At 70.7% G+C, this 22,131-nt stretch carries 23 protein-coding genes; 14 read left to right on the forward strand and 9 right to left on the reverse strand.

Annotated elements, in window-relative coordinates:
• Positions 1 to 113: 113 nt before the first annotated feature.
• On the forward strand, positions 114 to 461 hold the full coding sequence (locus Drose_RS09580) for an RNA polymerase-binding protein RbpA (RefSeq protein WP_260727816.1): 348 nt from the start codon (positions 114 to 116) through the stop codon (positions 459 to 461).
• 407 nt (positions 462 to 868) lie between these two features.
• Here the strand turns inward: Drose_RS09580 and pgl are convergent, their stop codons facing one another.
• Genes pgl through tkt form a run of 6 tightly spaced genes read right to left on the reverse strand, consistent with a single transcriptional unit; the run spans position 869 to position 8,998 of the window.
• Positions 869 to 1,639 (reverse strand): 6-phosphogluconolactonase, encoded by a 771-nt coding sequence (gene pgl, locus Drose_RS09585; protein WP_260727817.1) that lies wholly within the window; start codon positions 1,637 to 1,639, stop codon positions 869 to 871.
• Positions 1,636 to 2,652, reverse strand: a complete 1,017-nt coding sequence (locus Drose_RS09590) for a glucose-6-phosphate dehydrogenase assembly protein OpcA (RefSeq protein ID WP_260727818.1) — start codon at positions 2,650 to 2,652, stop codon at positions 1,636 to 1,638. Before Drose_RS09590 ends, pgl begins: the two co-directional genes overlap by 4 nt.
• Positions 2,653 to 2,667: 15 nt before the next feature.
• A complete protein-coding gene (gene zwf, locus Drose_RS09595) occupies positions 2,668 to 4,185 on the reverse strand; it encodes a glucose-6-phosphate dehydrogenase (protein ID WP_260727819.1) in 1,518 nt (505 codons plus the stop codon).
• 5 nt (positions 4,186 to 4,190) lie between these two features.
• Positions 4,191 to 5,768, reverse strand: coding sequence for a glucose-6-phosphate isomerase (locus tag Drose_RS09600; protein ID WP_390891360.1), 1,578 nt, complete (start codon positions 5,766 to 5,768; stop codon positions 4,191 to 4,193).
• 37 nt (positions 5,769 to 5,805) lie between these two features.
• Positions 5,806 to 6,918 carry a transaldolase gene (gene tal, locus Drose_RS09605; protein WP_260727821.1) on the reverse strand — a complete coding sequence of 371 codons (1,113 nt, stop codon included), beginning with the start codon at positions 6,916 to 6,918 and terminating at the stop codon, positions 5,806 to 5,808.
• A 19-nt stretch (positions 6,919 to 6,937) separates the two neighbouring features.
• The gene (gene tkt / locus Drose_RS09610; RefSeq protein ID WP_260729673.1) at positions 6,938 to 8,998 is read right to left on the reverse strand and encodes a transketolase; all 2,061 of its coding nucleotides are present in this window, start codon (positions 8,996 to 8,998) and stop codon (positions 6,938 to 6,940) included.
• A gap of 567 nt (positions 8,999 to 9,565) precedes the next feature.
• Between tkt and Drose_RS09615 the strand changes: the two genes are divergently transcribed.
• The 6 genes from Drose_RS09615 to Drose_RS09640 all read left to right on the forward strand — a co-directional run bounded on the left by Drose_RS09615 (position 9,566) and on the right by Drose_RS09640 (position 14,277).
• A complete protein-coding gene (locus Drose_RS09615; protein WP_260729674.1) occupies positions 9,566 to 10,480 on the forward strand; it encodes a heme o synthase in 915 nt (304 codons plus the stop codon).
• Between the two features lie 311 nt (positions 10,481 to 10,791).
• Complete coding sequence (locus Drose_RS09620) at positions 10,792 to 11,115, forward strand: hypothetical protein (protein ID WP_260727822.1); 324 nt, start codon at positions 10,792 to 10,794, stop codon at positions 11,113 to 11,115.
• A gap of 18 nt (positions 11,116 to 11,133) precedes the next feature.
• Positions 11,134 to 12,027 carry an ATP-grasp domain-containing protein gene (locus Drose_RS09625; protein WP_260727823.1) on the forward strand — a complete coding sequence of 298 codons (894 nt, stop codon included), beginning with the start codon at positions 11,134 to 11,136 and terminating at the stop codon, positions 12,025 to 12,027.
• Entirely contained in the window at positions 12,024 to 12,857 is an 834-nt protein-coding gene (locus Drose_RS09630; RefSeq protein ID WP_260727824.1) for an undecaprenyl-diphosphate phosphatase, read from the forward strand. Before Drose_RS09625 ends, Drose_RS09630 begins: the two co-directional genes overlap by 4 nt.
• 37 nt (positions 12,858 to 12,894) lie before the next feature.
• Complete coding sequence (locus Drose_RS09635; RefSeq protein WP_260727825.1) at positions 12,895 to 13,527, forward strand: hypothetical protein; 633 nt, start codon at positions 12,895 to 12,897, stop codon at positions 13,525 to 13,527.
• Between the two features lie 21 nt (positions 13,528 to 13,548).
• Positions 13,549 to 14,277 carry a TIGR03089 family protein gene (locus tag Drose_RS09640; RefSeq protein WP_260727826.1) on the forward strand — a complete coding sequence of 243 codons (729 nt, stop codon included), beginning with the start codon at positions 13,549 to 13,551 and terminating at the stop codon, positions 14,275 to 14,277.
• A 210-nt stretch (positions 14,278 to 14,487) separates the two neighbouring features.
• Here Drose_RS09640 and Drose_RS09645 read toward each other — a convergent pair whose 3' ends face one another.
• Together Drose_RS09645 and Drose_RS09650 are read right to left on the reverse strand one after the other, a co-directional pair.
• On the reverse strand, positions 14,488 to 14,802 hold the full coding sequence (locus tag Drose_RS09645; protein WP_260727827.1) for a hypothetical protein: 315 nt from the start codon (positions 14,800 to 14,802) through the stop codon (positions 14,488 to 14,490).
• A 33-nt stretch (positions 14,803 to 14,835) separates the two neighbouring features.
• On the reverse strand, positions 14,836 to 15,576 hold the full coding sequence (locus Drose_RS09650) for a class I SAM-dependent methyltransferase (RefSeq protein WP_260727828.1): 741 nt from the start codon (positions 15,574 to 15,576) through the stop codon (positions 14,836 to 14,838).
• Between the two features lie 18 nt (positions 15,577 to 15,594).
• Here Drose_RS09650 and Drose_RS09655 point away from each other — a divergent pair, with 18 nt between their 5' ends.
• Positions 15,595 to 15,957, forward strand: coding sequence for a VOC family protein (locus Drose_RS09655; RefSeq protein ID WP_260727829.1), 363 nt, complete (start codon positions 15,595 to 15,597; stop codon positions 15,955 to 15,957).
• 134 nt (positions 15,958 to 16,091) lie between these two features.
• The gene (locus Drose_RS09660) at positions 16,092 to 16,637 is read left to right on the forward strand and encodes a GNAT family N-acetyltransferase (RefSeq protein ID WP_260727830.1); all 546 of its coding nucleotides are present in this window, start codon (positions 16,092 to 16,094) and stop codon (positions 16,635 to 16,637) included.
• Here the strand turns inward: Drose_RS09660 and Drose_RS09665 are convergent.
• Complete coding sequence (locus tag Drose_RS09665; RefSeq protein ID WP_390891429.1) at positions 16,592 to 17,524, reverse strand: COX15/CtaA family protein; 933 nt, start codon at positions 17,522 to 17,524, stop codon at positions 16,592 to 16,594. The two genes, Drose_RS09660 and Drose_RS09665, sit on opposite strands and share 46 nt — an antisense overlap.
• Positions 17,525 to 17,812: 288 nt before the next feature.
• Between Drose_RS09665 and Drose_RS09670 the strand changes: the two genes are divergently transcribed.
• The 5 genes from Drose_RS09670 to sufC are packed head-to-tail and all read left to right on the forward strand — an operon-like array spanning position 17,813 to position 22,131.
• Positions 17,813 to 18,490, forward strand: a complete 678-nt coding sequence (locus Drose_RS09670) for a helix-turn-helix transcriptional regulator (RefSeq protein WP_260729675.1) — start codon at positions 17,813 to 17,815, stop codon at positions 18,488 to 18,490.
• Complete coding sequence (gene sufB, locus Drose_RS09675) at positions 18,487 to 19,893, forward strand: Fe-S cluster assembly protein SufB (RefSeq protein ID WP_260727832.1); 1,407 nt, start codon at positions 18,487 to 18,489, stop codon at positions 19,891 to 19,893. Before Drose_RS09670 ends, sufB begins: the two co-directional genes overlap by 4 nt.
• Positions 19,890 to 21,032, forward strand: a complete 1,143-nt coding sequence (gene sufD / locus Drose_RS09680; protein WP_260727833.1) for a Fe-S cluster assembly protein SufD — start codon at positions 19,890 to 19,892, stop codon at positions 21,030 to 21,032. Before sufB ends, sufD begins: the two co-directional genes overlap by 4 nt.
• Positions 21,032 to 21,358 (forward strand): bifunctional 3-phenylpropionate/cinnamic acid dioxygenase ferredoxin subunit, encoded by a 327-nt coding sequence (locus Drose_RS09685; protein WP_260729676.1) that lies wholly within the window; start codon positions 21,032 to 21,034, stop codon positions 21,356 to 21,358. The genes sufD and Drose_RS09685 overlap by 1 nt, the downstream gene beginning before the upstream one ends.
• Positions 21,355 to 22,131, forward strand: a complete 777-nt coding sequence (gene sufC / locus Drose_RS09690; RefSeq protein WP_260727834.1) for a Fe-S cluster assembly ATPase SufC — start codon at positions 21,355 to 21,357, stop codon at positions 22,129 to 22,131. The genes Drose_RS09685 and sufC overlap by 4 nt, the downstream gene beginning before the upstream one ends.

Raw genomic sequence — 22,131 nt, forward strand, 5'->3', positions numbered from 1 at the left:
GGAGTTCTAGACTCAGGCGCGCGGTTCCGTTCCGGGGCCGCGCGCAGGTGTTTCGCCCACACTCCTGCACTCCGCACGACGTCGCACCCTCCGACGAACAGGAGCGAGCAGCCGTGGCAACTGGCAACGCCATCCGCGGAACCCGAGTCGGCTCCGGCCCCGTGCGCTGGACCGAGCGCGGTGAACAGGCCCCGCGCCGCAGCGTCACCTACTGGTGCGCCAACGGCCACGAGACGACCCCGGCCTTCGCCGCCGAGATCACACCCCCCACGACCTGGGACTGCCCGCGTTGCGGCCTCCCGGCGGGTCAGGACGAGCAGGCCCCTCCGGAGCGCCCGCGCGCGGAGCCGTACAAGACCCACCTGGCCTATGTGAAGGAGCGCCGCACCGACGCCGACGGCGAGGCCATCCTCCAGGAGGCCTTGGCGCGTCTTCACCAGCGGCGAAGCTCGTCTTTTTGAGGACTCGGGTCTTTTTTGAGGACTCGGGTCCGTGCAACGCGCGACCGTCGCTCCCGCCAGACACCGGTCGGGCCTTGACGGCCCTCCCTGCCATCGCCGTCGTGCCAAGAGCCGGTCGCAGGGTGTCGACGTGGAAGGGCTCGCCGGGCCGCGGAGTCTTGTGGCGGCCCGGGCGACCACAGGACTCCACACCGAGCGGAGTCGAGCCCAACAGCCCATGATCACGGAGTCGCTCGGCCCGGAGCTCGTCGCCTCGGGGCCGGCGGCGACCATGAGCGACAGGCACCACCCGCCCGGTCTGGCCTGGTCTGGCTATGTGCAGCCGGGACGGCCGCCCCCAGCGTGGAAACGATCGAGGTCCGTCGCCGGGAGCATGATGCGCCGCAGCGCGCGCCGGGGGCCGTGAGTCAGACGAGGCTGCGGAACGTCGGGGGGAGTTCGTGGGCCGCTGCGGTGTCGAGCAGCCACAGTGTCAGCTCCTGGCCGTGGACGCCCGCCGCCGGGATCTGACGCGGGCCGGCGTCGGCGAGGGCCAGGCCCACCGCGCTCGCCTTGCCGGCGCCCGACGCTATCAGCCACACCTCGTCGGCCGTGTTGATCGCCGGCAGGGTGAGCGTGACGCGCACGGGCGGGGGCTTGGGGCTGCCCCGGACCGCCGAGACCGGGCGGGTCTCGTAGGTGACCGGGTGCTCGGGGAAGACCGATGCCACGTGGCCGTCCTCGCCGACACCCAGCAGGACCACGTCGAAGTGGGGCAGCTCGGCGTGGCCGGGCTTGGCGGCCTCGGCCAGTTCGGCGGCGTAGCGCGCGGCCGCGGCCTCGGCGTCGTCACCGTCCGGTCCGTCGGCGGCGGGCATCGGATGTACCCGCGAAGGGTTCAACGGCAGCGCGTCGAGGAACGCCTCCCGGGCCTGGGTCTCGTTGCGCTCCGGGTCGCCGGAGGGCAGGAACCGCTCGTCGCCCCACCAGAAGTCGACCCGCGACCAGTCGACCGCGTCGCGGGCCGGGCTCTCGCGCAGCGCCTGGTAGATCTGAGCAGCGATCCGGCCGCCGGTGAGGACCACCGTCGCCTCGCCGCGCTCCGCCTGGGCATCCGTCAGCCGGACGATCAGACGCGCGGCGGCGGCCTCGGCGAGGAGCTTCGGCTCGGTGTGGACGACGACCTTGGACTGGGTCATGAAGACAGCGACTCCTGCAACGACGGGGACTGGACCTCCGGGCGCTCGGCGAGCGCCGGGTCCTTCCAGATGTGCACCCGCGGGGCCAGCCGCTCGTCCAGCTTCCGCTTGCCGGTCGCGGCGGCCAGGGCGGCCGCGTACGGCTGGTCGGGGTCGAGGCGGCGCAGCTCCTCGGCGAGTTCCTCACCGAGCGGCCGGCGGCTCAGCGGCAGGGTGCGGTCCGGTTGGCCGGTGCGCGTCAGCGCGGCGACGCCGGCGTTGAGGTCGCGCACGAGGTTCATCGTGCTGCCGTCGTCGAGCTCGAGGTTGACCGCCTCCATGATCTTGCCGCTGCCCGGGTGGCGGGTCGGGTGGACGCCGAGGCGCGCCTCCAGCCAGCCGCCGAGCAGCGGGGCCGTCGGGTCGTGGTCCGGCGCGATGATGTTCACCGCCCGCACTCCTGTCCGGTTGGCGTCGAAAGCACCGGCCAGCAGGGTGCGCCACGGTGTGATCCGCGACCAGGCCAGGTCGGTGTCGCCGGGCACGTAGTCGTCGGCCCGGACCCGCAGCGCCGCGACCGGGTCCATGGCCTGCGCGACGTCGGTGATGCGGCGGTCGGCGACCACGCCCAGCGGGTCGTAGGCGATCCGCTCCGGCGGGGCGCACTGCCACCAGGTCACCACCGGCACGTCCGGGGCGAGCAGCGGCATGATCACCGACTCGGCGTGCAGCGCCAGCCGGCCCTGCATGCGCATCACGACCGCCTCGCACGGACCGAGCCGCCCGCCGACGACGATCTCGGCGTCGAGCCGGGAGCGCTGCTGGGTGACGTCGGCGCGCACGACGATGAGCAGCCGGCACGGGTGCTGCGCGGCGGCGATGGTGGCCGCGGCCTCCGCTTCACGTACCTGGCGCTCGTCGACGACGGCGATCAGTGTCAGCGCCAGGCCGCTGGTCAGCCCGCCGGCGCTGCGCCGCTCGTTGGCGAGCGCCTTGACGACCTCGATGCCGGTGGTGTCCCAAAGTCCGATCATGAAACGCAACCCCTCTTAAGCCCGGCGCCAGGCGCGGCCCTCGCGGGCCAGCATCTCGTCCGCGGCCCGCGGACCCCATTCGCCCGCCCGGTACGGCTCGGGCGTCGAACCCGCCCACGCCGCCTCCAGCGGATCCACCACGTTCCAGCTTGCCTCGACCTCGGCCGAGTCCGGGAACAGCGTCTTGTCGCCGACGAGCACGTCGAGGATCAGCCGCTCGTACGCCTCGGGGCTCGCGTCGGTGAACGCCTCGCCGTACTGGAAGTCCATCGCGATGTCGCGGACCTCCATCGTCGTGCCGGGCACCTTGGAGCCGAACTTGAGCATCACGCCCTCGTCGGGCTGGACCCGGATGACGAGCTGGTTGTGCCCGAGCATCTCGACGTCGGCCGGGTGGAACGGCAGGTGCGGTGCCTTCTTGAACAACACGGCGAGCTCGGTGACCCGCCGGGGGAGGCGCTTGCCGGCCCGGATGTAGAACGGCACCCCGGCCCAGCGGCGGTTCTGGATGCCGAGCCGCACCGCCACGTAGGTCTCCGTCTTGGAGTCCGGCGGGACGTCCTTCTCCTCCAGGTAGCCGGGGACGCGCTCGCCGGCCACCCAGCCGGTGAGGTATTGCCCGCGGACCGTGTGCGCGAAGACGTCGTTCGGCACCGTGATCGCGTTGAGCACCTTCAGCTTCTCGGTGCGGATGGCGTTGGCGTCGAACGCGATCGGCTCCTCCATCGCCACGAGGGCGAGGAGCTGCAGCAGGTGATTCTGCAGTACGTCACGTGCCGTCCCCACCGTGTCGTAGAACCCGGCCCGGCTGCCGATGCCGACGTCCTCCGCCATGGTGATCTGCACGTGGTCGACGTAGTTGGAGTTCCACACCGGCTCGAACAGGTTGTTGGCGAAGCGCAGGGCCAGGATGTTCTGGACCGTCTCCTTGCCGAGGTAGTGGTCGATGCGGAACACGTCCTGCGCGGTGAACGCGTCATCGACCAGGTCGTTGAGCTGGCGGGCGGAGGTGAGGTCGTAGCCGAACGGCTTCTCCACCACCACCCGGCGCCAGCCGCCGGACTTCGCGTTGTCCGACATGCCGGTGCGTTCCAGTTGTTTGAGCACCACCGGGAACGCCGACGGCGGGATCGACAGGTAGAAGGCGGCGTTGCCCGGGATTCCGGCCTCCTCGTGCAGGTCGTCGAGCGACTGCGCGAGATGGTCGAAGGCCGCGTCGTCCTCGAACGAGCCGCCGACGAACTTGATGTTCGCGGCCAGCCGCGACCAGACCTCTTCGCGCCAGGTGGTGCGGGCGCCGGACTGGGCGGCCTTGCGGGCCAGCTCCTCGAAGTCGCCGTCGCCCCAGTCGCGCCGGGCGAAGCCGAGCACGGCGAAACTGGGCGGCAGCAGGCCCCGGTTGGCCAGGTCGTACACCGCCGGGATGAGCTTCTTCCGAGCAAGGTCACCGGTGACACCGAAGATGACCAGCGCGCACGGCTCGGGGATCCGAGGCAGTCGCCGGTCCTGCGGGTCCCGCAGCGGATTGGTCATCAGTCTCACCCTCCGAGGGCGGCCAACAGTTGTTCGATACCGGTTGCCCGGTCGGTCAGGTGCAGGCGCAGCACGGGACGGCCGCCGGCCTGCAGCGCCTGCCGGTCGCCGGCCGCCTGGGCAGCCTGCAGCTCGCCGAACGTGTACGGCCGGCCGGGCACCGGGAGGTCGTCGGTCACCGCGCCGGTGATCTGCAGGAACGATCCGGTCGCCGGGCCGCCCTTGTGCAGCCGCCCGGTCGAGTGCAGATATCTCGGTCCCCAGCCGAAGGTGACGGCACGCGCCACCCGGGCCGCGAGCGCGTCCCGCACCCCGGCCGCGGCCGCGTCACCGACCCGGTCCAGGTAGGCGGTCGCCGCCAGGTATCCCAACGGCGGGACGCCGCGGGCCAGCTCGTCGACCGCCGCGACGAGCGTCGTCGCCGACGTGTTGCCGTAGACCTCCACGGCGCCGTCGGCGAACACCGGCGTCTCGTGGGGGAGTCCGGCGTCGAGGACCAGGCGGGTCGGTTCCGCGTCGGGACGCGCGGACGGATCGGCGCCCAGGAGGTGCCCGGCGATCGCCGCCGCACGCTCCCACACCACGAACTGGGCGCCGAGCGGGCCGTTGACGGCCAGGTCCGGTGCGATGCCACCGCCCGGCATCACCCCGGCGGCGAGTGCGCCACCGGTGGTCACGCTGAGCACGTCGGGACCCTCGTGCCCCCACGACGACGGGTTCTCCAGCACGACCGGCAGCAGGCCGCGGCCCGATCCCGCGGTGGCGGAGGCCACGATGTGCTCGATCCAGTCGGAGAGTCCGTCGAGGCCGGTGCCGTCGGAGGCGAGCGCCAGCTTGTCCCGGCCGGCGAGCGCGCCGGTGGCCAGCGCGGCACCCAGCATGAGCGCCGGGTCGGTGAAGTCGGCGGCGGACGGCTCCGGCGCCGGGGGCGCGATCGAGAAGCCGGCCGCGAAGTGCGGCGCCGGCCGCGGGAACGCCTCGTCGAGCAGCGTGTCGACGCGCACGCCGGCCAGGCCGCTGGGCACCAGCCCGAACGCGGAGAACGCCGAGTGCGCGGACGAGGCGAGGAACAGGTGCGAGCCCGTCTCGCGGGCCGTCGTGGCCAGCGGCGAGCCGGGCTCGGTCACGTAGACGAAGCGCCGGCCCACATCCTGCAGGCCGGCGTCTTCGAAGGCTTGCCGGTAGGCCCGGCGGTGGCTGTCGGTCTCCACCGTCGAGCCGGACCGGCTGGCCACCACCACCACGCTCCGGGCGAGCCGGTCGTCGAGCGCCGCTCGGACCTGGTGCGGGTCGCTGCTGTCCAGCACGGTGAGCTCGACCCCCAGCGTGCGGCTGATCACCTCGGCGGCCAATGACGACTCGCCCATGCCGCAGAGCACCACGTGGTCGAGGCCGCGGGAGAGGAACTCGGCGCGCAGGGCGGTGATCCGCGCGACCAGGTCGTGATCGTCGGAGCGAGCCGGGGGGAGAGCAGCCGGGTCGAGGCGGGTGCGGGCGTCGATCGACCCCGGGACGGAGGCGGCACCGAACACCGTCAGTCCGGCCGCGGTCACCGCGTCGTCGAGCAGATCAGACACCCGCACCTCCTCGGTAACAGTGCAATTCTGATGCGGTGAACGGCTATTTCGCAGCCGCTTCCAGGGCGGTGCGCACCGTCGCCAGCATTTCCTTTCCGCTGGCGGTGAACTTCTCGACGCCCTCCCGCTCGAGCACCTCCACGACGTCGTCGTAGTCGATGCCGACCGCGGCGAGCGCGTCCATCACCTGCCGCGCCTCCGCGTAGGAGCCGGTGATCGCGTCGAGCCGCACCTCACCGTGGTCGGCGAACGCGTGGATCACCGACTCCGGCATGGTGTTGACGGTGCCGGGCGCGACGAGCTCCTCGACGTAGATCACGTCCCGGTACTCCGGGTTCTTCGTCGAGGTCGACGCCCACAACGGCCGCTGCGGCTTGGCGCCCGCGTTCGCGAGGGCCTGCCAGCGCTCGCTGGAGAACAGCTCCTCGTAGCGCTTGTAGGCCAGCTTCGCGTTGGCGATCGCCGCCTTGCCCTTGAGCGCCTTCGCCTCGGGGGTGCCGATCTTGTCGAGCCGCTTGTCGTACTCGGTGTCCACGCGGGACACGAAGAACGACGCGACCGACTCGATCTTGGACAGGTCGTGCCCGTTGGCCTTGGCCTGCTCCAGGCCGGCGAAGAATGCGTTCATCACGGCCTCGTACCGCTCCAGGGAGAAGATCAGCGTGACGTTGACGCTGATGCCCTCGGCGAGCACGGCCGTGATCGCCGGCAGGCCCTCCTTGGTGGCGGGGATCTTGATGAAGAGGTTCCCCCGGTCGACGAGCCACCACAGGGCCTTGGCCTCCGCGACGGTGCGCTCGGTGTCGTTGGCCAGGGTGGGGTCGACCTCGATCGAGACCCGGCCGTCAAGGCCCTTGGTCGCCTCGACCGCGGGCTTCATGACGTCGCACGCCCAGCGGACGTCGTAGGTCATCAGGAAGCGCGACGCCTCGCGGACGTCGCAGTCGCGCAGGGCCAGGTCGTTGACGTCCACCGCGTAGTCCTCGGCCGCGGACAGGGCCTTGGCGAAGATGGTGGGGTTGCTGGTGACGCCCATGACGTGCTGCTCACGCCGCAGCTTGTCGAGGTTTCCGGTGGTCAGCCGCTGCCTGGAGAGGTCGTCGAGCCAGATTGCCACGCCGGCGCGGGCGAGTTCGGCCAGCCGATCGGTAGTCATCGCTGTCTCCTATGATTTCCTAGTTGCCCGTCGTGCTGCCGGTGATCTCGCCGACCTTGACGAGCGATGCGTGGGCAGCCGCGACCACATTGTCGACCGTGAACCCGAACTGCTCGAACAGCACCGTGTGGGGGGCGCTGGCGCCGTAGTGCTCGATACTGACCGCCTCGCCGCATTCGCCGAGGTACCACTGCCAGGACATCGCGATCCCGGCCTCGACGCTGACCTTGGCCACCCGGCAGCCGGTCGGCAGCACATGCTGGCGGTACGCCAGGTCCTGCTCGAAGAACCACTCCACGCACGGCATGGAGACCACGCGCGTCGGCCGGCCCTCCTCCTCGAGCTTCTTCTGCGCCCCGATGGCCAACTGGACCTCGGAGCCGGTGGCCACGATGATCACCTGGGGCTGTCCGTTGGACGCGTCCTTGAGGATGTAGCCGCCCTTGCTGACGTTGTCCGCCGAGGCGTACTCCGTGCGGTCGAGGACCGGCAGGTTCTGCCGGGTCAGCGCCAGCGCCACCGGCTGGTCCCGCCGCTCCAGCGCCGCCTTCCACGCCTGCGCCGTCTCGTTGGCGTCGGCGGGGCGGACCACGGCGAGACCGGGGATCGCGCGCAGGGCCGTCAGGTGCTCGATCGGCTGGTGGGTCGGGCCGTCCTCGCCGAGGCCGATCGAGTCGTGCGTCCACACGTAGACGACGGGCAGCTTCATCAGCGCGGCGAGCCGCACCGACGGGCGCATGTAGTCGGAGAAGACCAGGAACGTGCCGCCGTACGGCCGGGTCGGCCCGTGCAGCTTGATGCCGTTGAGGATCGCGCCCATGCCGTGCTCGCGGATGCCGAAGTGCAGCGTCCGGCCGTACTCGTTGCCGGGGAACGCCTTCGTGGCGTGCTCGGACGGCAGGAAGGAGGGCTCGCCCTCCATCGTCGTGTTGTTGCTCTCGGCCAGGTCGGCGGAGCCGCCCCACAGCTCCGGCAGGACCGGCGCGAGCGCGGTGAGGGTGTCGCCGGACGCCTTGCGGGTCGCGATGCCCTTCTCGCTCGGCGGGAACTCCGGCAGCGCCTTCTCCCAGCCGGCCGGCAGGTGCCCGGAGTAGAGCCGGTCCAGCAGCGCGACGCGATCGGCGTTGTTCTGCCGCCAGGCCTGGTACTTCTTCTCCCACTCCTCGCGCCCGGCGCGGCCGCGCTCGATGGCGGCGCGGGTGTGCGTGAGGACCTCGCCGGCGACCTCGAACGACTGCTGGGGGTCGAAGCCGAGGATCTGCTTGGTGGCCGCGACCTCCTCGGCGCCGAGCGCCGAGCCGTGGATCTTGCCGGTGTTCTGCTTCTTCGGGGCGGGCCAGCCGATGATCGTGCGCAGCGCGATGAACGACGGGCGGGACGTCTCGGCCCGGGCGGCCAGCAGCGCCGCGTGCAGCGCCTCGACGTCCTCGCGGTAGACACCGTCGCCGGCGTCGTGCCCCTTGCGCCAGTCGACGGTCTGCACGTGGAAGCCGTAGGCCTCGTAACGCGCCGCCACGTCCTCGCTCTTGGCGACCCGGGTGTCGTCCTCGATCGAGATCTCGTTGTCGTCGTAGATGACGACGAGGTTGCCCAGCTTCTGGTGGCCGGCGAGCGCGCTGACCTCGTGGCTGATGCCCTCTTCGATGTCGCCGTCGGAGCAGATCACGTAGACGTAGTGGTCGAAGGGGCTCTCGCCGAACGGCGGCTCCGGGTCGAAAAGGCCGCGCTCCCGGCGGGCGGCCATCGCCATGCCCACCGCGTTGCCGATGCCCTGGCCGAGCGGCCCGGTCGTGGTTTCGACACCCGCCGTGTGGCCGTGCTCCGGGTGACCGGGGGTGAGCGAGCCCCACTGCCGCAGCGACCGCAGATCGTCGAGGCTCAGCCCGTAGCCGGCGAGGTAGAGCTGGATATACAGGGTCAGGCTCGAGTGGCCGGCGGAGAGCACGAACCGGTCGCGACCGATCCAGTCCGGATCGGTGGGGTCGTGCCTCATGACCTTCTGGAACAACAGATACGCCGCAGGGGCCAGGCTCATGGCCGTCCCCGGATGGCCGTTGTTCGATTTCTCGACGGCGTCCATCGCCAGGACCCGGACCGTGTCGACCGCCCGCCGGTCGACGTCGGACCAGGAAAGCTCGGGACCCTTGCCCTCTTCAACGCTCACGACGGTGCTGCTCCTGTCGAACGGCGAGGTTGCGTATTTCCTCGAAGGGTTATCAGGTCGACCCTACCCACGATCGGGTACTGCCACGCGCGGTCGACCATGTTTCGGACATCGGCGACACTGCCTGCGGCAACGGTAATCGATGGCCACACGCCCCAGCAGCGGCGCGCGTCTGCACGGATCCCCCGAAGCCGGTAGGAACCTTGATCGGTTCTGCTGTGCGCGAAATCGATCGGCCACCCGGCGGGCCGGGACCGGGCGGGTCCGCCGGCGGTGCTTCGCCGGCGCTCAGCCGGGGGTCAAGGTCTGGCCTGCGCACTTGCTGCTCTAGGATGCGAGGGCCTGCCGATCTTCGGTCAGGCGCCTCGCCAGGATTCCTTGTCACACGCCGGAAGGTGGCTATCCAGCGTGACGCAGCTCGTCGACCGTGGTTCGGTCCCCCAGAGCGCGTCCGAGGCGGTCCGTCCCACGTCGGCAGGTGCCCTGGCCAGGGCACAGCAGGCGCAGGCGGCCGGTCGGCGCGCGAGTCTCTCCGCGGTTGTGAAGGCGTATGTCTCGCTCACCAAGCCGCGCATCATCGAGCTGCTGCTCGTCACCACCGTCCCGGCGATGCTGCTGGCGGACCAGGGTCTGCCGTCGCTGTGGCTGATCCTGGTCGTCCTCGTGGGCGGCACGCTCGCGGCCGGCGCGGCCAACGCGCTGAACTGTTACATCGACCGCGACATCGACCAGGTGATGCGGCGCACGTCGCGCCGGCCCCTGGCGACGCACACCGTGTCGCCGCGCGCCGCCCTCGTGTTCGGTCTCACACTGGCCGTGTTGTCCACCGTGTTGATGGCGCTGTTCACCAACGCGCTCGCCACGCTGCTGACGGTCGGTGCGATCGCCTACTACGACCTCGTCTACACGTTGTGGCTGAAGCGCACGACGCCCGCCAACACCGTGTGGGGCGGCGCCTGCGGCGCGGCACCGGTGCTGATCGGCTGGGCCGCGGTCACCGGCGGGCTGTCCTGGCCGGCCTGGGTCATGTTCGCCGTGGTCTTCCTCTGGCAGCCGCCGCACTTCTACGCCCTGGCCATCAAGTTCAAGGACGACTACGCCAGGGCCGGCATCCCGATGCTGCCGGTCGTGGCGAGCATGCGGCGGGTCGGCCTCGAGACGGTCGTCTACAGTTGGCTCACCGTGCTCGCCTCGGTGGTGCTGTGGCCGCTCGGCATGACCCCGGTCTACGGCGTCGTCGCCGTGCTCGTCGGCGTGCTGCTGCTGCGCGAGGCGCACAAGCTGCACGGCCGGGCCCGGCGGGGCGAGGCGCTCAAGCCGATGCGGCTGTTCCACTGGTCCGTGACGTATCTGACGCTGCTGTTCGTGGCGATCGCGGTCGACGCGCTCATCCAGTGACCGAGCCTGTCCGGGGGTCTGCGAAGGTCCCGGAAGGGCTTCCGGCTAGGCCGGAAAAAGCTGCCGGAAATCCTGTCCTAAGCGAAAGTTAAGCCGGAAACGCCCGAATTTCTTTGGTGCATTCGTTCCGTGCTGACGGACGTGAGACATCTCTCGCCGAATGCACGGTACGGGCGAGCCGATTATCCCGATTTAGCGGGACATCGCCGGTCGAAATGCCTCGCGGCCAGGCTAAACCTGTCCGTAACCACGATCACAACCTGCCCGTGGACCACCCACACGTGTGCTTCCGCCCCTTTATCGTGGCCGTCATGGCAGATGGTTCCGATACGACGATGACCCTGAGCCGCCCGGTGCCGGGCAGCCTGATCACCGGCATCAAGTCCTTCGCGGAGGACCACGGCGGCGCCAAGGCGGTCATCGAGTACGTCGGCCGGCGCGGTGCCCGCATCGTGCTCGTCGGGGAGGACGGCGTCTGGGGCGACCAGTTCGCCGAGGGCACGGACATCGCGCGTTCCGCCTGTGCGCAAGCCGGGGTCAAGATCGAAAACTCCTGGGAGCGTGAGCTCCTCGAGCAGATGCGGCCGAGCAACGACCTGTGGCGCTCGATGGGGCGGCGAACCCTCTCCCGCTAGGGTGCGTATCCTCGCTCAGTGCGTGCCGATCTTTCCAACACCTCCGCGACCCGGGCCGCCGCCCGGGTCGCTCTCGTTACCTGCGGCGAACTGCCCGGCCTCGACCCCGACGACCAGCCGCTGATCCCCGCGCTGGCCGCCCGTGGCGTCGCCGCGGAGCCGGTCGCGTGGGACACGCAGGTCGACTGGTCCGCCTTCGACCTGGCCGTCGTCCGCAGCACCTGGGACTACGCCAAGCGCCGCGACGAGTTCGTCGCCTGGGTCGACCGGGTGCCACGCCTGGCCAACCCCGGTGACGTCATCGCCTGGAACACCGACAAACGCTATCTGCGCGAACTGGCGGACAAGGGCATCCCGATCGTGCCGACCGCCTGGGTCGAGCCCGGCGACGCCTGGAAGCCCGGCGCTGACGGCGAGATCGTGGTCAAGCCCGCCGTCAGCGCGGGCAGCGTCGACACCGGTCGCTACGACCTGGCGACCCAGGGGCGACTCGCGGCCGAGCACGTGACGCGGCTCCAGCGGTCCGGCCGGACCGTGATGGTCCAGCCCTACCTCGCCGACGTCGACACCGCCGGGGAGACGGCGCTGCTCTACTTCGACGGTGAGTTCAGCCACGCCATCCGCAAGGGCGCCATGCTCACCGGGCCCGACGAGGGCGTCGAAAGCCTGTACCAGGTCGAGGAGATCACGCCGCGGATCCCCTCGGCGGCGGAGCTCGCGCTCGGCGCACGTGTGCTCGAGGCGCTGCCGGTGCCGGCCCGCGATCTGCTGTACGCCCGGATCGACCTCCTGCCGGCGCCCGGCGGCCCGGTGGTCATCGAGGTCGAACTGACCGAGCCCTCGCTGTTCCTCGGCACCGCCGACGGCGCGCTCGACCGGCTCGTCGCGGCGATCGGACAGCGGCTGTCGTGAACATCTTCGAAGCGATCCTGCTCGGCGCCGTCGAAGGGCTCACCGAGTTCCTGCCGATCTCCAGCACCGGCCACCTGACGATCCTGGAGAAGCTCCTCGGCTACACGATCAACGATCCCGACGTGACCGCGTTCACCGCGATCATCCAGAGCGGCGCCGTTCTCGCCACCACGATCTACCTGCGCCGGGACATCGCCCGGATCGTGCCCGCGTTCCTGCGCGGCCTGTTCAGCAAGGCGCGCCGCGACCGGGACTACCGGTTCGGCTGGATGGTGATCATCGGCTCCATCCCGATCGCGATCGTCGGCCTGCTCTTCAAGGACCAGATCGAGACCACGCTGCGCAGCCTGTGGTTCGTCGGCAGCGCGCTCATCCTCTGGTCCGGCGTCATGTGGTTCGCCGACCGCGCCGCCACCCAGCAGCGCCACGAGCAGGACGTCACCTGGAAAGACACGTTGATCATCGGTACCGCGCAGGCGCTCGCCCTGATCCCCGGCATCTCCCGGTCGGGCGCCACGATGTCCGCGGGCCTGCTGCGCGACTTCGACCGTGTCACGGTGACCCGGCTCTCGTTCTTCCTGTCCATCCCGGCCCTGCTGGCGGCCACCGTGCTCCAGGTCGCCGACGAGTACGACAACATCAGCACCGGCGTCGGCTGGCCGGCCACCATCACCGCGACGGTGGTCAGCGGTATCGTCGGCTATCTGGCGGTCGCCTGGCTGCTGAAGTTCGTCGCGCGGCACACGTATACCGTCTTCATCTGGTACCGCGTGATCCTCGGCACGATCGTCCTGCTGCTCGTCGGCACCGGGGCCATCGAGGCCACCTGATCCTCAGGAAGACGCGGGCCGTGCCGATGAACGGAGCGTGAAGCGGCGCATCGGCACGGCCTTCGTGATCGCGGCCGCGGTCCTGGCCGGGGTCGCCGGCTGCGGAGTGCTGCCCGGTCTCGGCGGCTCCCCGGGCTCCTCGGGGCCGTCCGGAAGCCTCGGCAGCGGCAAGGTGCTCGACCTGCCGCAGAGGACGGTCTACTCCAAGGGCGACACCGTCGACCCGTCCGCCGGCATCACGACCGGCCCACCGGTCCGCGGCCCGATCGCGTCCATCTCCCCGTTGCCGACCGTCACGCCGGCCCGCCCGACGCCGAGCCTCAGCCCCACCGAGTGCACCGGCATGCTCCGCCAGGGCGTCATCAACGGCCTGGACGTGACGCCGGGCACCACGTCGGCGACGGTGACCTGGTGGAACATCGGCGACCCGGCCATCACCGAGTATCGTCTGACGGCCGTGTCGCAGGAGCTCTACCGAGGCGTGCAGCCCGGCTGGACCTGGCAGTCGGTGCCGCCCGGCAAGGGCTGCACGCGGGTGTCGGCCACGGTGACTGGCCTGTCCTCCCAGGTGCCGTACGTCTTCGTGCTGCACGCGTTGCTGAAGAAATACGAGACGCTGCCGCCGATCGCGCCCGAGGTGGCCCGCAGCGAGTCCGTCCGCATGCTCTAGCCGATACTCTAGGCTCGCGGCATGGTCTGGCTTCCCGCACCGCACGGCACCGCCGCCCCGGTGGTGGCCGAGGAGCCGCTGCTGACGTACTACGACGACAGGACCGGTGAACGCACCGAACTGTCCGCCACCGACCTCGGTGGCTGGGCCGCCCGCGCCGCGGGCCTGCTGCACGAGGGCTGCGGCCTCGGCGCCGGTTCCCGCGCGGCGGTGCTCCTGCCGCCGCACTGGCTGACCGCCGCGGCACTGCTGGGTGCCTGGTCGATCGGCGTGGAGGTGTCGTTCCAGCTCTGGTCGACGGCCGGCCTGCCGCAGTTGGGCCTCGGCGCGGGCGGCCCGTTCGACGTCAGTTTCGTGGCGCGGGAGCGGGTCGGCTCGTGGCTGGAGGACATTCCGGAGGCCACGCACCGGTTCGTCCTGGGCGAGGCGGAGGGCTATCGTTCGCTGGAGCCGGCGCTCCTCGAGCATTCCTCGTCCCTCCCGCCGTATGCACGGGTCCGCCGGACGGACGCCGCAAGCGTGGACGGCACGACGTACGGTGAATGGGGCAGCCTGGCACAGGCCCTGGCGTCGGAGATCGACCTCCACCCGGGTGACCGGCTCCTGATCGACGCGGCCGAGCATGAGCACCCGGTGAAGTGGCTCCTGGCCCCGCTGTCCACAGGTGCGACGGTGGTGCTGTGCGCCAATCTGGACCGCTCGTTGCTGGACGGCCGGGTCGCGGAGGAGTCGGTGACGAGAGTCCTCTGACAGACTCGCGCCCGCCTCCCGGCTGGGCGGGTTTCGTGCTTCCAGCCTGACCGGCGGATTTCGCCCGGCGGGTTCGGGCTTTCCGGCGGGTTTGGCCTGGTGGGCGGGTTGGTTCGACCTGGGCGCAGTGCCGATAGCTGGCTCGACGGTCGGCCACTGCGGGCGCCCGACCGTGATGGCGTCGGAGATCGCGGCGACGACCCGCGCAAATTACAGGAAGTCCGTGAAACCCGGGCGGAAACGGTCGTCCGGTTTGCCGAATGTCGTGAACACCAGGCCGCCACGTGACTCCACGCCTGGCAGGTGCTCGATCATTCGGTCGTGTTCAACAACACAGGACAATGCCTGCGTCAGATCAGATTCGAGCTGGTGGACCGCCTCTTCGAGGTCCTCCTCCCGCCGTGACCAGTCGATCTCGGCCTCACGGAGCTGCCGACCGGCCAGCTTTCCGATCACCTCCGGATCGGTGACCGCAACCTCCAGGCGGCAGTAGATCTGCATGATGAGCGGTTCCGTGTGCTCCATTGCAGCAGAGTTGCACACGGTGGATCGGTCGCCCTAGGGAGTGCAGACGAATTTACAACCTGGCAACGAAATCAAGGTCAGGGGGACTTCCTTTTCCGCCTGCCGAGTTGCACACTGCGAGCTTCGAGCGAGAACAGGTCGCCACGGCGCCCCAGCCAGTCCGGGCCGGCCGGGTCGAGCAACCGCTCCCACGTCCGCAGGTCGTCCGCGGTCCTGTGCCGCGTCGAGGCGGATCTCCAGGCCCGGCTCGCCGACGCCCAGATCCCACGGCAGGTGGCGGGGCCTGAACCCGCCCTCGGCGAGGGCCAGGGTGCCGCCCGGCCGCAGCAGCGCCACCAGCCGCTCGATCGTCCGCTGCTGGTCACCGGCGTGGTGCACGGCCGCCGACGACCAGACCAGGTCCGCCTCGGGCAGCGCCGACAGGTCGCCGTCGAGGTCGACCACCGCGAACTCGGCGCGCACGCCCGCCGCCTCGGTGACCGCCCGCGCCGCGTCCAGCACCGCGCGGTTGTGGTCGGCGGCGACGACCGTCGCGTCCGGACCCATCCGGCGGGCGAGCGCCACCGTCATTCCGGCGCCGCCGCAGCCCACGTCGATCGCCACCCGGTCGGTGTCGCGCACCAGTTCGGCGGCCACGGCCGCATACCACTCCGCGTCGTCGACGGCGGCGGACGCCAGGCGTCCGGCGGCCACGGCCGCATACCACTCCGCGTCGTCGACGGCGGCGGACGCCAGGCGTCCGGCGGCCTCGTCCCAGTCCAGTGTGTAGCCCACGGCATTACGGTACGTGGCATGGCATCGTTCATCCGCAACGTCGCGTTCGACAGCCCCGACCCGTTCGCGCTCGCCGAGTTCTGGAGCGGCGTGGTCGGTCACCCGGTCCACCCCGAGTGCGCACCCGGTGACGAGGAGGTCGTCATCGAGCCGCCGGGCGGGCCGCGCCTGTTCTTCCAGGCGGTCCCCGAGCCCAAGGTGGTCAAGAACCGGGTGCACGTGTGCCTCCAGCCCGCCGAGGGCGGCCGCGACGCCGAGGTCGATCGGCTTTTGGGGCTCGGCGCCACGCTCGCCGCCGACCGCCGCCGGCCGGACGGCACCGGCTGGGTGGTGCTCCACGACCCGCACGGCAACGAGTTCTGCGTGACCGGCAGAGGGTGACGGTGTTGCGGTGCGGCACGGCCCGCAGCATCGGATCCGTGCCTTCGACACTGCCGGCGCCGGTGCGCTCGACACCGCCTACGCCCTCGACGGCATCGGCGTGTTGTGCGCGGCGGCGACCGTACAGTGGTCGCGTGTTGCTGGAGACCGACCGGCTCATCCTGCGCCGGTTCCGCGCGGGTGACGCTCCCGTCCTCGCCGCCTACCGCTCCGACCCGGACGTCGCCCGCTACCAGTCGTGGGACGCGCCGTTCTCGCTCGGCGACGCCATCGCCTTCGTCGCCGAGGCGGCGCGTCTCGATCCCGGGCGGGAGGGCTGGTTCCAGTACGCCGTGGAGGCCAGGGAGACCGGTGAGCTGGTCGGCGACGTCGGGGTCAACCGCGGCGACGGCGGCCGGCAGGCGGAGCTGGGGTTCACGCTCGCCCCGGAGCACCAGGGCCGCGGCTACGCCACCGAGGCGGTCCGCCGGATCGTCGACTTCCTGCTGGTCGAGGAGGGCCTGCACCGGGTGCGCGCCACGCTCGACGCGCGCAACGAGCGCTCCGCGCGGCTGCTGGAGCGGCTGGGCTTCCGCCGTGAAGGGCTGTGCGTGCAGGCCGGCCGGTGGAAGGGCGAGTGGACGGACGACCTGCTCTACGCGGTGCTCGCGAGCGAGTGGTCGCGGTCCTCGGAGCGCTGACCGGCCCGGCGCGGGGTGAGCGACAGCAGCAGGCTCAGCGTCGACGTCCAGACCAGGCAGGCGCCGAGCATGTGCAGGATGACCACCGGCCAGGGGAGACCGGTGAAATACTGCACGAAGCCGACCACACCCTGCGCGAGCTCGACGACCACGAGCGTGGCGGCCGCCCTGGTCACCCGCAGCGGGGCGCTCAGCGCCCGCAGCCCCAGCCACAGCGCCACCGACAGCCCGACGAGCACGAACACCGCGTCGCCGTGCAACTGTGACATGGCCGCCGGGTCGAAGCCCGTGCGGCTGGCCCGCGTGTCGCCCGAGTGCGGGCCGCTGCCGGTCACGATCGTGCCGAGCACCAGCACGGCGGCGCTCACCAGGGTGATCAGCGCGCCGCCGGTGCGGATCGCCTTGGGCGCCGTCCAGTTCGGCGGGATCTCCTTCGTGCGGTACCAGAACAGGTACGCGATGGCGATCAGCACCATGGACGCCAGGAAGTGCGTCGCGACGATCCACGGGTTGAGCGCCATGTGGACGGTGACGCCGCCGATGACCCCCTGCATGCCGATGCCCAGCAGCACCCAGACCGCGCCGGTGAGGATCCCGGGCACCTGGTGCCGCTGCCGCCAGGCCGCGAGCACCGCGACGGCGGCGATGAACCCGATCAGGAAGGTCAGCGTCCGGTTGCCGAACTCGATGACGCCGTGGAAGCCCATCTCGCGCGTCGTGACGTAGGAGTCGTCGGTGCAGCGCGGCCAGGTCGGGCAGCCCAGCCCGGACCCGGTGAGCCGCACCAGACCGCCTGTGACGACGATGCCGATGTTGGCGACCAGGGTGGCCAGGGCCGTCCGCCGCAGCGTGGCCCTGCTGTCGAGCAGCCGGAACAGGAAGCGCAGCACGCGCTGATACTACGCGAGCCTACATATCGGTTCCCGGCCCGGCCCGCACCCCCTCCGCCGCGTTGATCTTGCAGTTGTGGTGTCTTGACACTCCCAGAATGTCGGGTTTGTCAGGCACCACAATTGCAAGATCAACGCAACCGAGGGGTGGTTAGGGTTGCCTTCCGTGGGTTGGATCACCCGGACGGCGGTTTGCCGGGGGTCGGTGATTTACGTAACGTTGGTGTTGTGAAAAACGCCGACGTGACACGACCCGCTGTCGCCGACGCGTGCCCGCCGTCCGTCATGATCGACGTCAGGACCCGCGACCGGGTCACCGAGCTGCTGCTCCAGCAGGGCTCCGCCACCGCCACGGAGCTGGGGCTGGCGCTCGGCCTGAGCCCCGCCGGCGTCCGCCGGCACCTCGACGCGATGCTCGCCGAAGGGCTCGTCGAGTCCCGTGAGCGGCCCGACCGCGGCAGGCGTGGCAGGGGCCGGCCGGCCCGCGTGTTCACGCTGACCGACGCCGCCCGCGAGGCCCTGCCGCACACCTATGACGGGCTCGCCACCGCGGCCCTGCGCTGGATCGCCGACCACGGCGGCCAGGAAGAGGTCGCCGCGTTCGCGGCGGCCCAGGTCGAGAGCCTGGAGGAGCGTTGCCGCGCGGCCATGGCCGAGGCCGGCGACGACCCGCTCGCCCGCGCCGAGGCGCTGGCGAAGGCGTTGACCGCGGAGGGCTACGCGGCCGGCGCCTCCACGATCGCCACCGGCGGTCAGCTATGCCAGCACCACTGCCCGGTGGCGCACGTCGCCGCCGAGTTCTCGCAGCTCTGCGAGGCCGAGACCCAGGTGATCTCCCGCCTGGTCGGCACGCACGTCCAGCGACTCGCGACCATCGCCAACGGCGATGGCGTGTGCACGACCCACATTCCGGCACCGGTGCATCCCGGCGCCCGTCCCGATAGGCAAAGGAACGTGAGATGACGACTGCCGATCAGCTTGCCGGCCTCGGCCGGTACGAGTACGGCTGGGCCGATTCCGACACCGCCGGAGCCTCGGCGCGCCGGGGTCTCGACGAGGACGTCGTGCGCGACATCTCCGCGAAGAAGAACGAGCCTGAGTGGATGCTCGACCTGCGGCTCAAGGGACTGCGGCTGTTCGGCCGCAAGCCGATGCCCGCCTGGGGCGCGGACCTGTCGCAGATCGACTTCGACAACATCAAATACTTCGTCCGGTCGACGGAGAAGCAGGCGGCGAGCTGGGACGAGCTGCCCGATGACATCAAGAACACGTACGACAAGCTGGGCATCCCCGAGGCCGAGAAGCAGCGGCTGATCGCGGGTGTCGCCGCGCAGTACGAGTCCGAGGTCGTCTACCACAAGATCCGTGAGGACCTCGAGGAGCAGGGCGTCGTCTTCCTGGACACCGACACCGCGCTCAAGGAGCACGAGGAGCTCTTCAAGGAGTACTTCGGCACGGTGATCCCGGTGGGCGACAACAAGTTCGCCTCGCTCAACACGTCCGTCTGGTCTGGCGGCAGCTTCATCTACGTGCCGAAGGGCGTGCACGTGGAGATCCCGCTCCAGGCGTATTTCCGGATCAACACCGAGAACATGGGCCAGTTCGAGCGGACGCTGATCATCGTCGACGAGGGTGCCTACGTGCACTACGTCGAGGGCTGCACCGCGCCGATCTACTCGTCCGACTCGCTGCACTCCGCGGTCGTCGAGATCATCGTGAAGAAGAACGCCCGCTGCCGGTACACCACCATCCAGAACTGGTCGACCAACGTCTACAACCTGGTCACCAAGCGCGCCGTCTGCCACGAGGGCGGGACCATGGAGTGGATCGACGGCAACCTCGGCTCCAAGGTCACGATGAAGTACCCGGCCGTCTACATGACCGGCGAGCACGCCAAGGGCGAGGTCCTGAGCGTCGCCATGGCCGGTGAGGGCCAGCACCAGGACGCGGGCGCCAAGATGGTGCACGCCGCGCCGCACACCTCCTCGACGATCGTGTCGAAGTCGATCGCCCGGGGGGGCGGCCGCACCTCGTACCGCGGCCTCGTCCAGGTCCTCGAAGGCTCGCACCACTCGAAGTCCACGGTCAAGTGCGACGCGCTGCTGGTGGACACCGTCTCTCGCTCGGACACCTACCCCTACGTCGACATCCGCGAGGACGACGTGGCGATGGGGCACGAGGCGACGGTCTCGAAGATCAGCGACGACCAACTGTTCTACCTGATGTCGCGCGGCCTCACCGAGGACGAGGCGATGGCGATGATCGTGCGCGGCTTCATCGAGCCGATCGCCAAGGAACTGCCCATGGAGTATGCGTTGGAGCTCAACCGGCTCATCGAGCTGCAGATGGAGGGCGCTGTCGGATGAGCGCCCCCGTCCTGGTCCCCCCGAAGACCCGCGCCCAGCAGGTCCGCTCGTTCGACGTCGCCGACTTCACGGCGCTCACCGGCCGCGAGGAGGAGTGGCGGTTCACGCCGCTCAAGCGCCTGCGGGGCCTGGCGACGGCGACGGCCGGCCCCGGCGCGAGCCCGCCGAAGGCCGAGGCCGCCGAGCTGCCGGCTGGGGTCACCGTGTCGACCGTCGACCGCGGCGACCCGCGCGTCGGCTCGGCGCTGACCCCGTTCGACCGGATCAGCGCCCTCGCGGCCGGCTCGGCGACCGAGGCCCTGGTCGTCTCCGTCGCGCGTGACGCGGTGGTCGAGGCCCCGGCCGTGATCCGGCTGGTGGGCTCGACGACCGAGGTCGCCTACGGCCACACCGTGGTGGAGGTCGGGCAGCTCGCCGAGGCGACCGTCGTGCTGGAGCAGGTCGGCTCGGTCACGCTGGCCGACAACGTCGAGGTCGTCGTCGGTGACGCCGCCAAGCTGACGCTGGTCACCGTCACCGACTGGGCCGCCGACGCGGTGCAGGCGCAGCACCTCCGCTTCCGGTTGGGTCGCGACGCCCGGGTCACCCACGTGCAGGTGACGCTCGGCGGTGACCTGGTCCGGCAGTACACCAGCGTCGACTACACCGGCCGCGGCGGCGAGATCGACGCGTTCGGCCTCTACTTCGCCGACGCGGGCCAGCACATGGAGCACCGGCTGCTCGTCGACCACTCGGTCCCGGACTGCCGCAGCTATGTCGCCTACCGCGGCGCGCTGCAGGGCGACGACGCGCACACGGTCTGGGTCGGCGACGTGCTCATCCGGGCCGAGGCGACCGGCACCGACACGTACGAGATCAACCGCAACCTGGTCCTGACCGACGGGGCGCGCGCCGACTCGGTGCCCAACCTGGAGATCGAGACCGGCGAGGTCGCCGGGGCCGGCCACGCCAGCGCCACCGGCCGCTTCGACGACGAGCAGCTCTTCTACCTGATGTCCCGGGGCATCCCGGACGACCAGGCCCGCAAGCTGGTCGTGCGCGGCTTCTTCGCGGAGCTGCTGCACAAGATCCCGGTCGAGGAGCTGCGCGATCGTCTGGGCGCGGCCATCGAGGCACGACTCGAAGCGGCCGGTGCATGATGATCCGGGTGTGTTCGGCCACTGACGTGGCCAAGGGCGAGGCCGTGCGGGTCACCGTCGACGGGACCGACGTCGCGCTCGTGCACGCCGACGACGACCACTTCTACGCCGTCTACGACGAGTGTTCGCACGCCGCCGTGCCGCTGTCGGAGGGCGAGATCGAGGGCTGCACCCTCGAGTGCTGGCTGCACGGCTCGCGCTTCGACCTGCGCACCGGCGAGCCCACCGGCCTGCCGGCCACCGAGCCGGTCCCGGTCTACCCCGTCGAGGTCCGCGACGGCGACGTCTACATCGACCTGAACCCGAGCAACGGAGTTACCAAGTGAGCGAGCTTTCGATCCGCAACCTACAGGTCTCGGTCAAGCTGCCCGACGGCGAGCTGAAGCCGATCCTGGCCGGGGTGGATTTGACGGTACGCGCGGGCGAGACCCACGCCATCATGGGCCCCAACGGCTCGGGCAAGTCGACGCTCGCGTACTCCATCGCCGGCCACCCCCGCTACGAGGTCACCGGCGGTTCCGTCACCCTCGACGGCCAGGACGTCCTCGCCATGACCGTCGACGAGCGCGCCCGCGCCGGGCTGTTCCTCGCCATGCAGTACCCGGTCGAGGTCCCCGGCGTGTCCGTGGCCAACTTCCTGCGCACCGCCAAGACCGCCATCGACGGTCAGGCCCCGAAGCTGCGCACCTGGGCCGGTGAGCTGCGCGGCGCCATGGAGAAGCTCCAGATGGACCCGGCCTTCGCACAGCGCAACGTCAACGAGGGCTTCTCCGGCGGCGAGAAGAAGCGCCACGAGATCATGCAGTTGGAGCTGCTCAAGCCGAAGATCGCGGTGCTCGACGAGACCGACTCGGGCCTCGACATCGACGCGCTGCGCATCGTCAGCGAGGGCGTCAACCGGGTCCGGGAGAACGGCGACACCGGCCTGCTGCTGATCACCCACTACACGCGCATCCTCCGGTACATCAAGCCCGAGTTCGTCCACGTCTTCGTCGGCGGCCGGATCGTCGAGGAAGGCGGCCCGGAACTGGCCGAGCAGCTCGAGGCCCAGGGTTACGAGCGCTACCTGGCCGGTGCGGGTCCGGCCTCCGTCGCATAG

Source organism: Dactylosporangium roseum (genome assembly GCF_025264685.1).
GTDB lineage: Bacteria > Actinomycetota > Actinomycetes > Mycobacteriales > Micromonosporaceae > Dactylosporangium > Dactylosporangium roseum.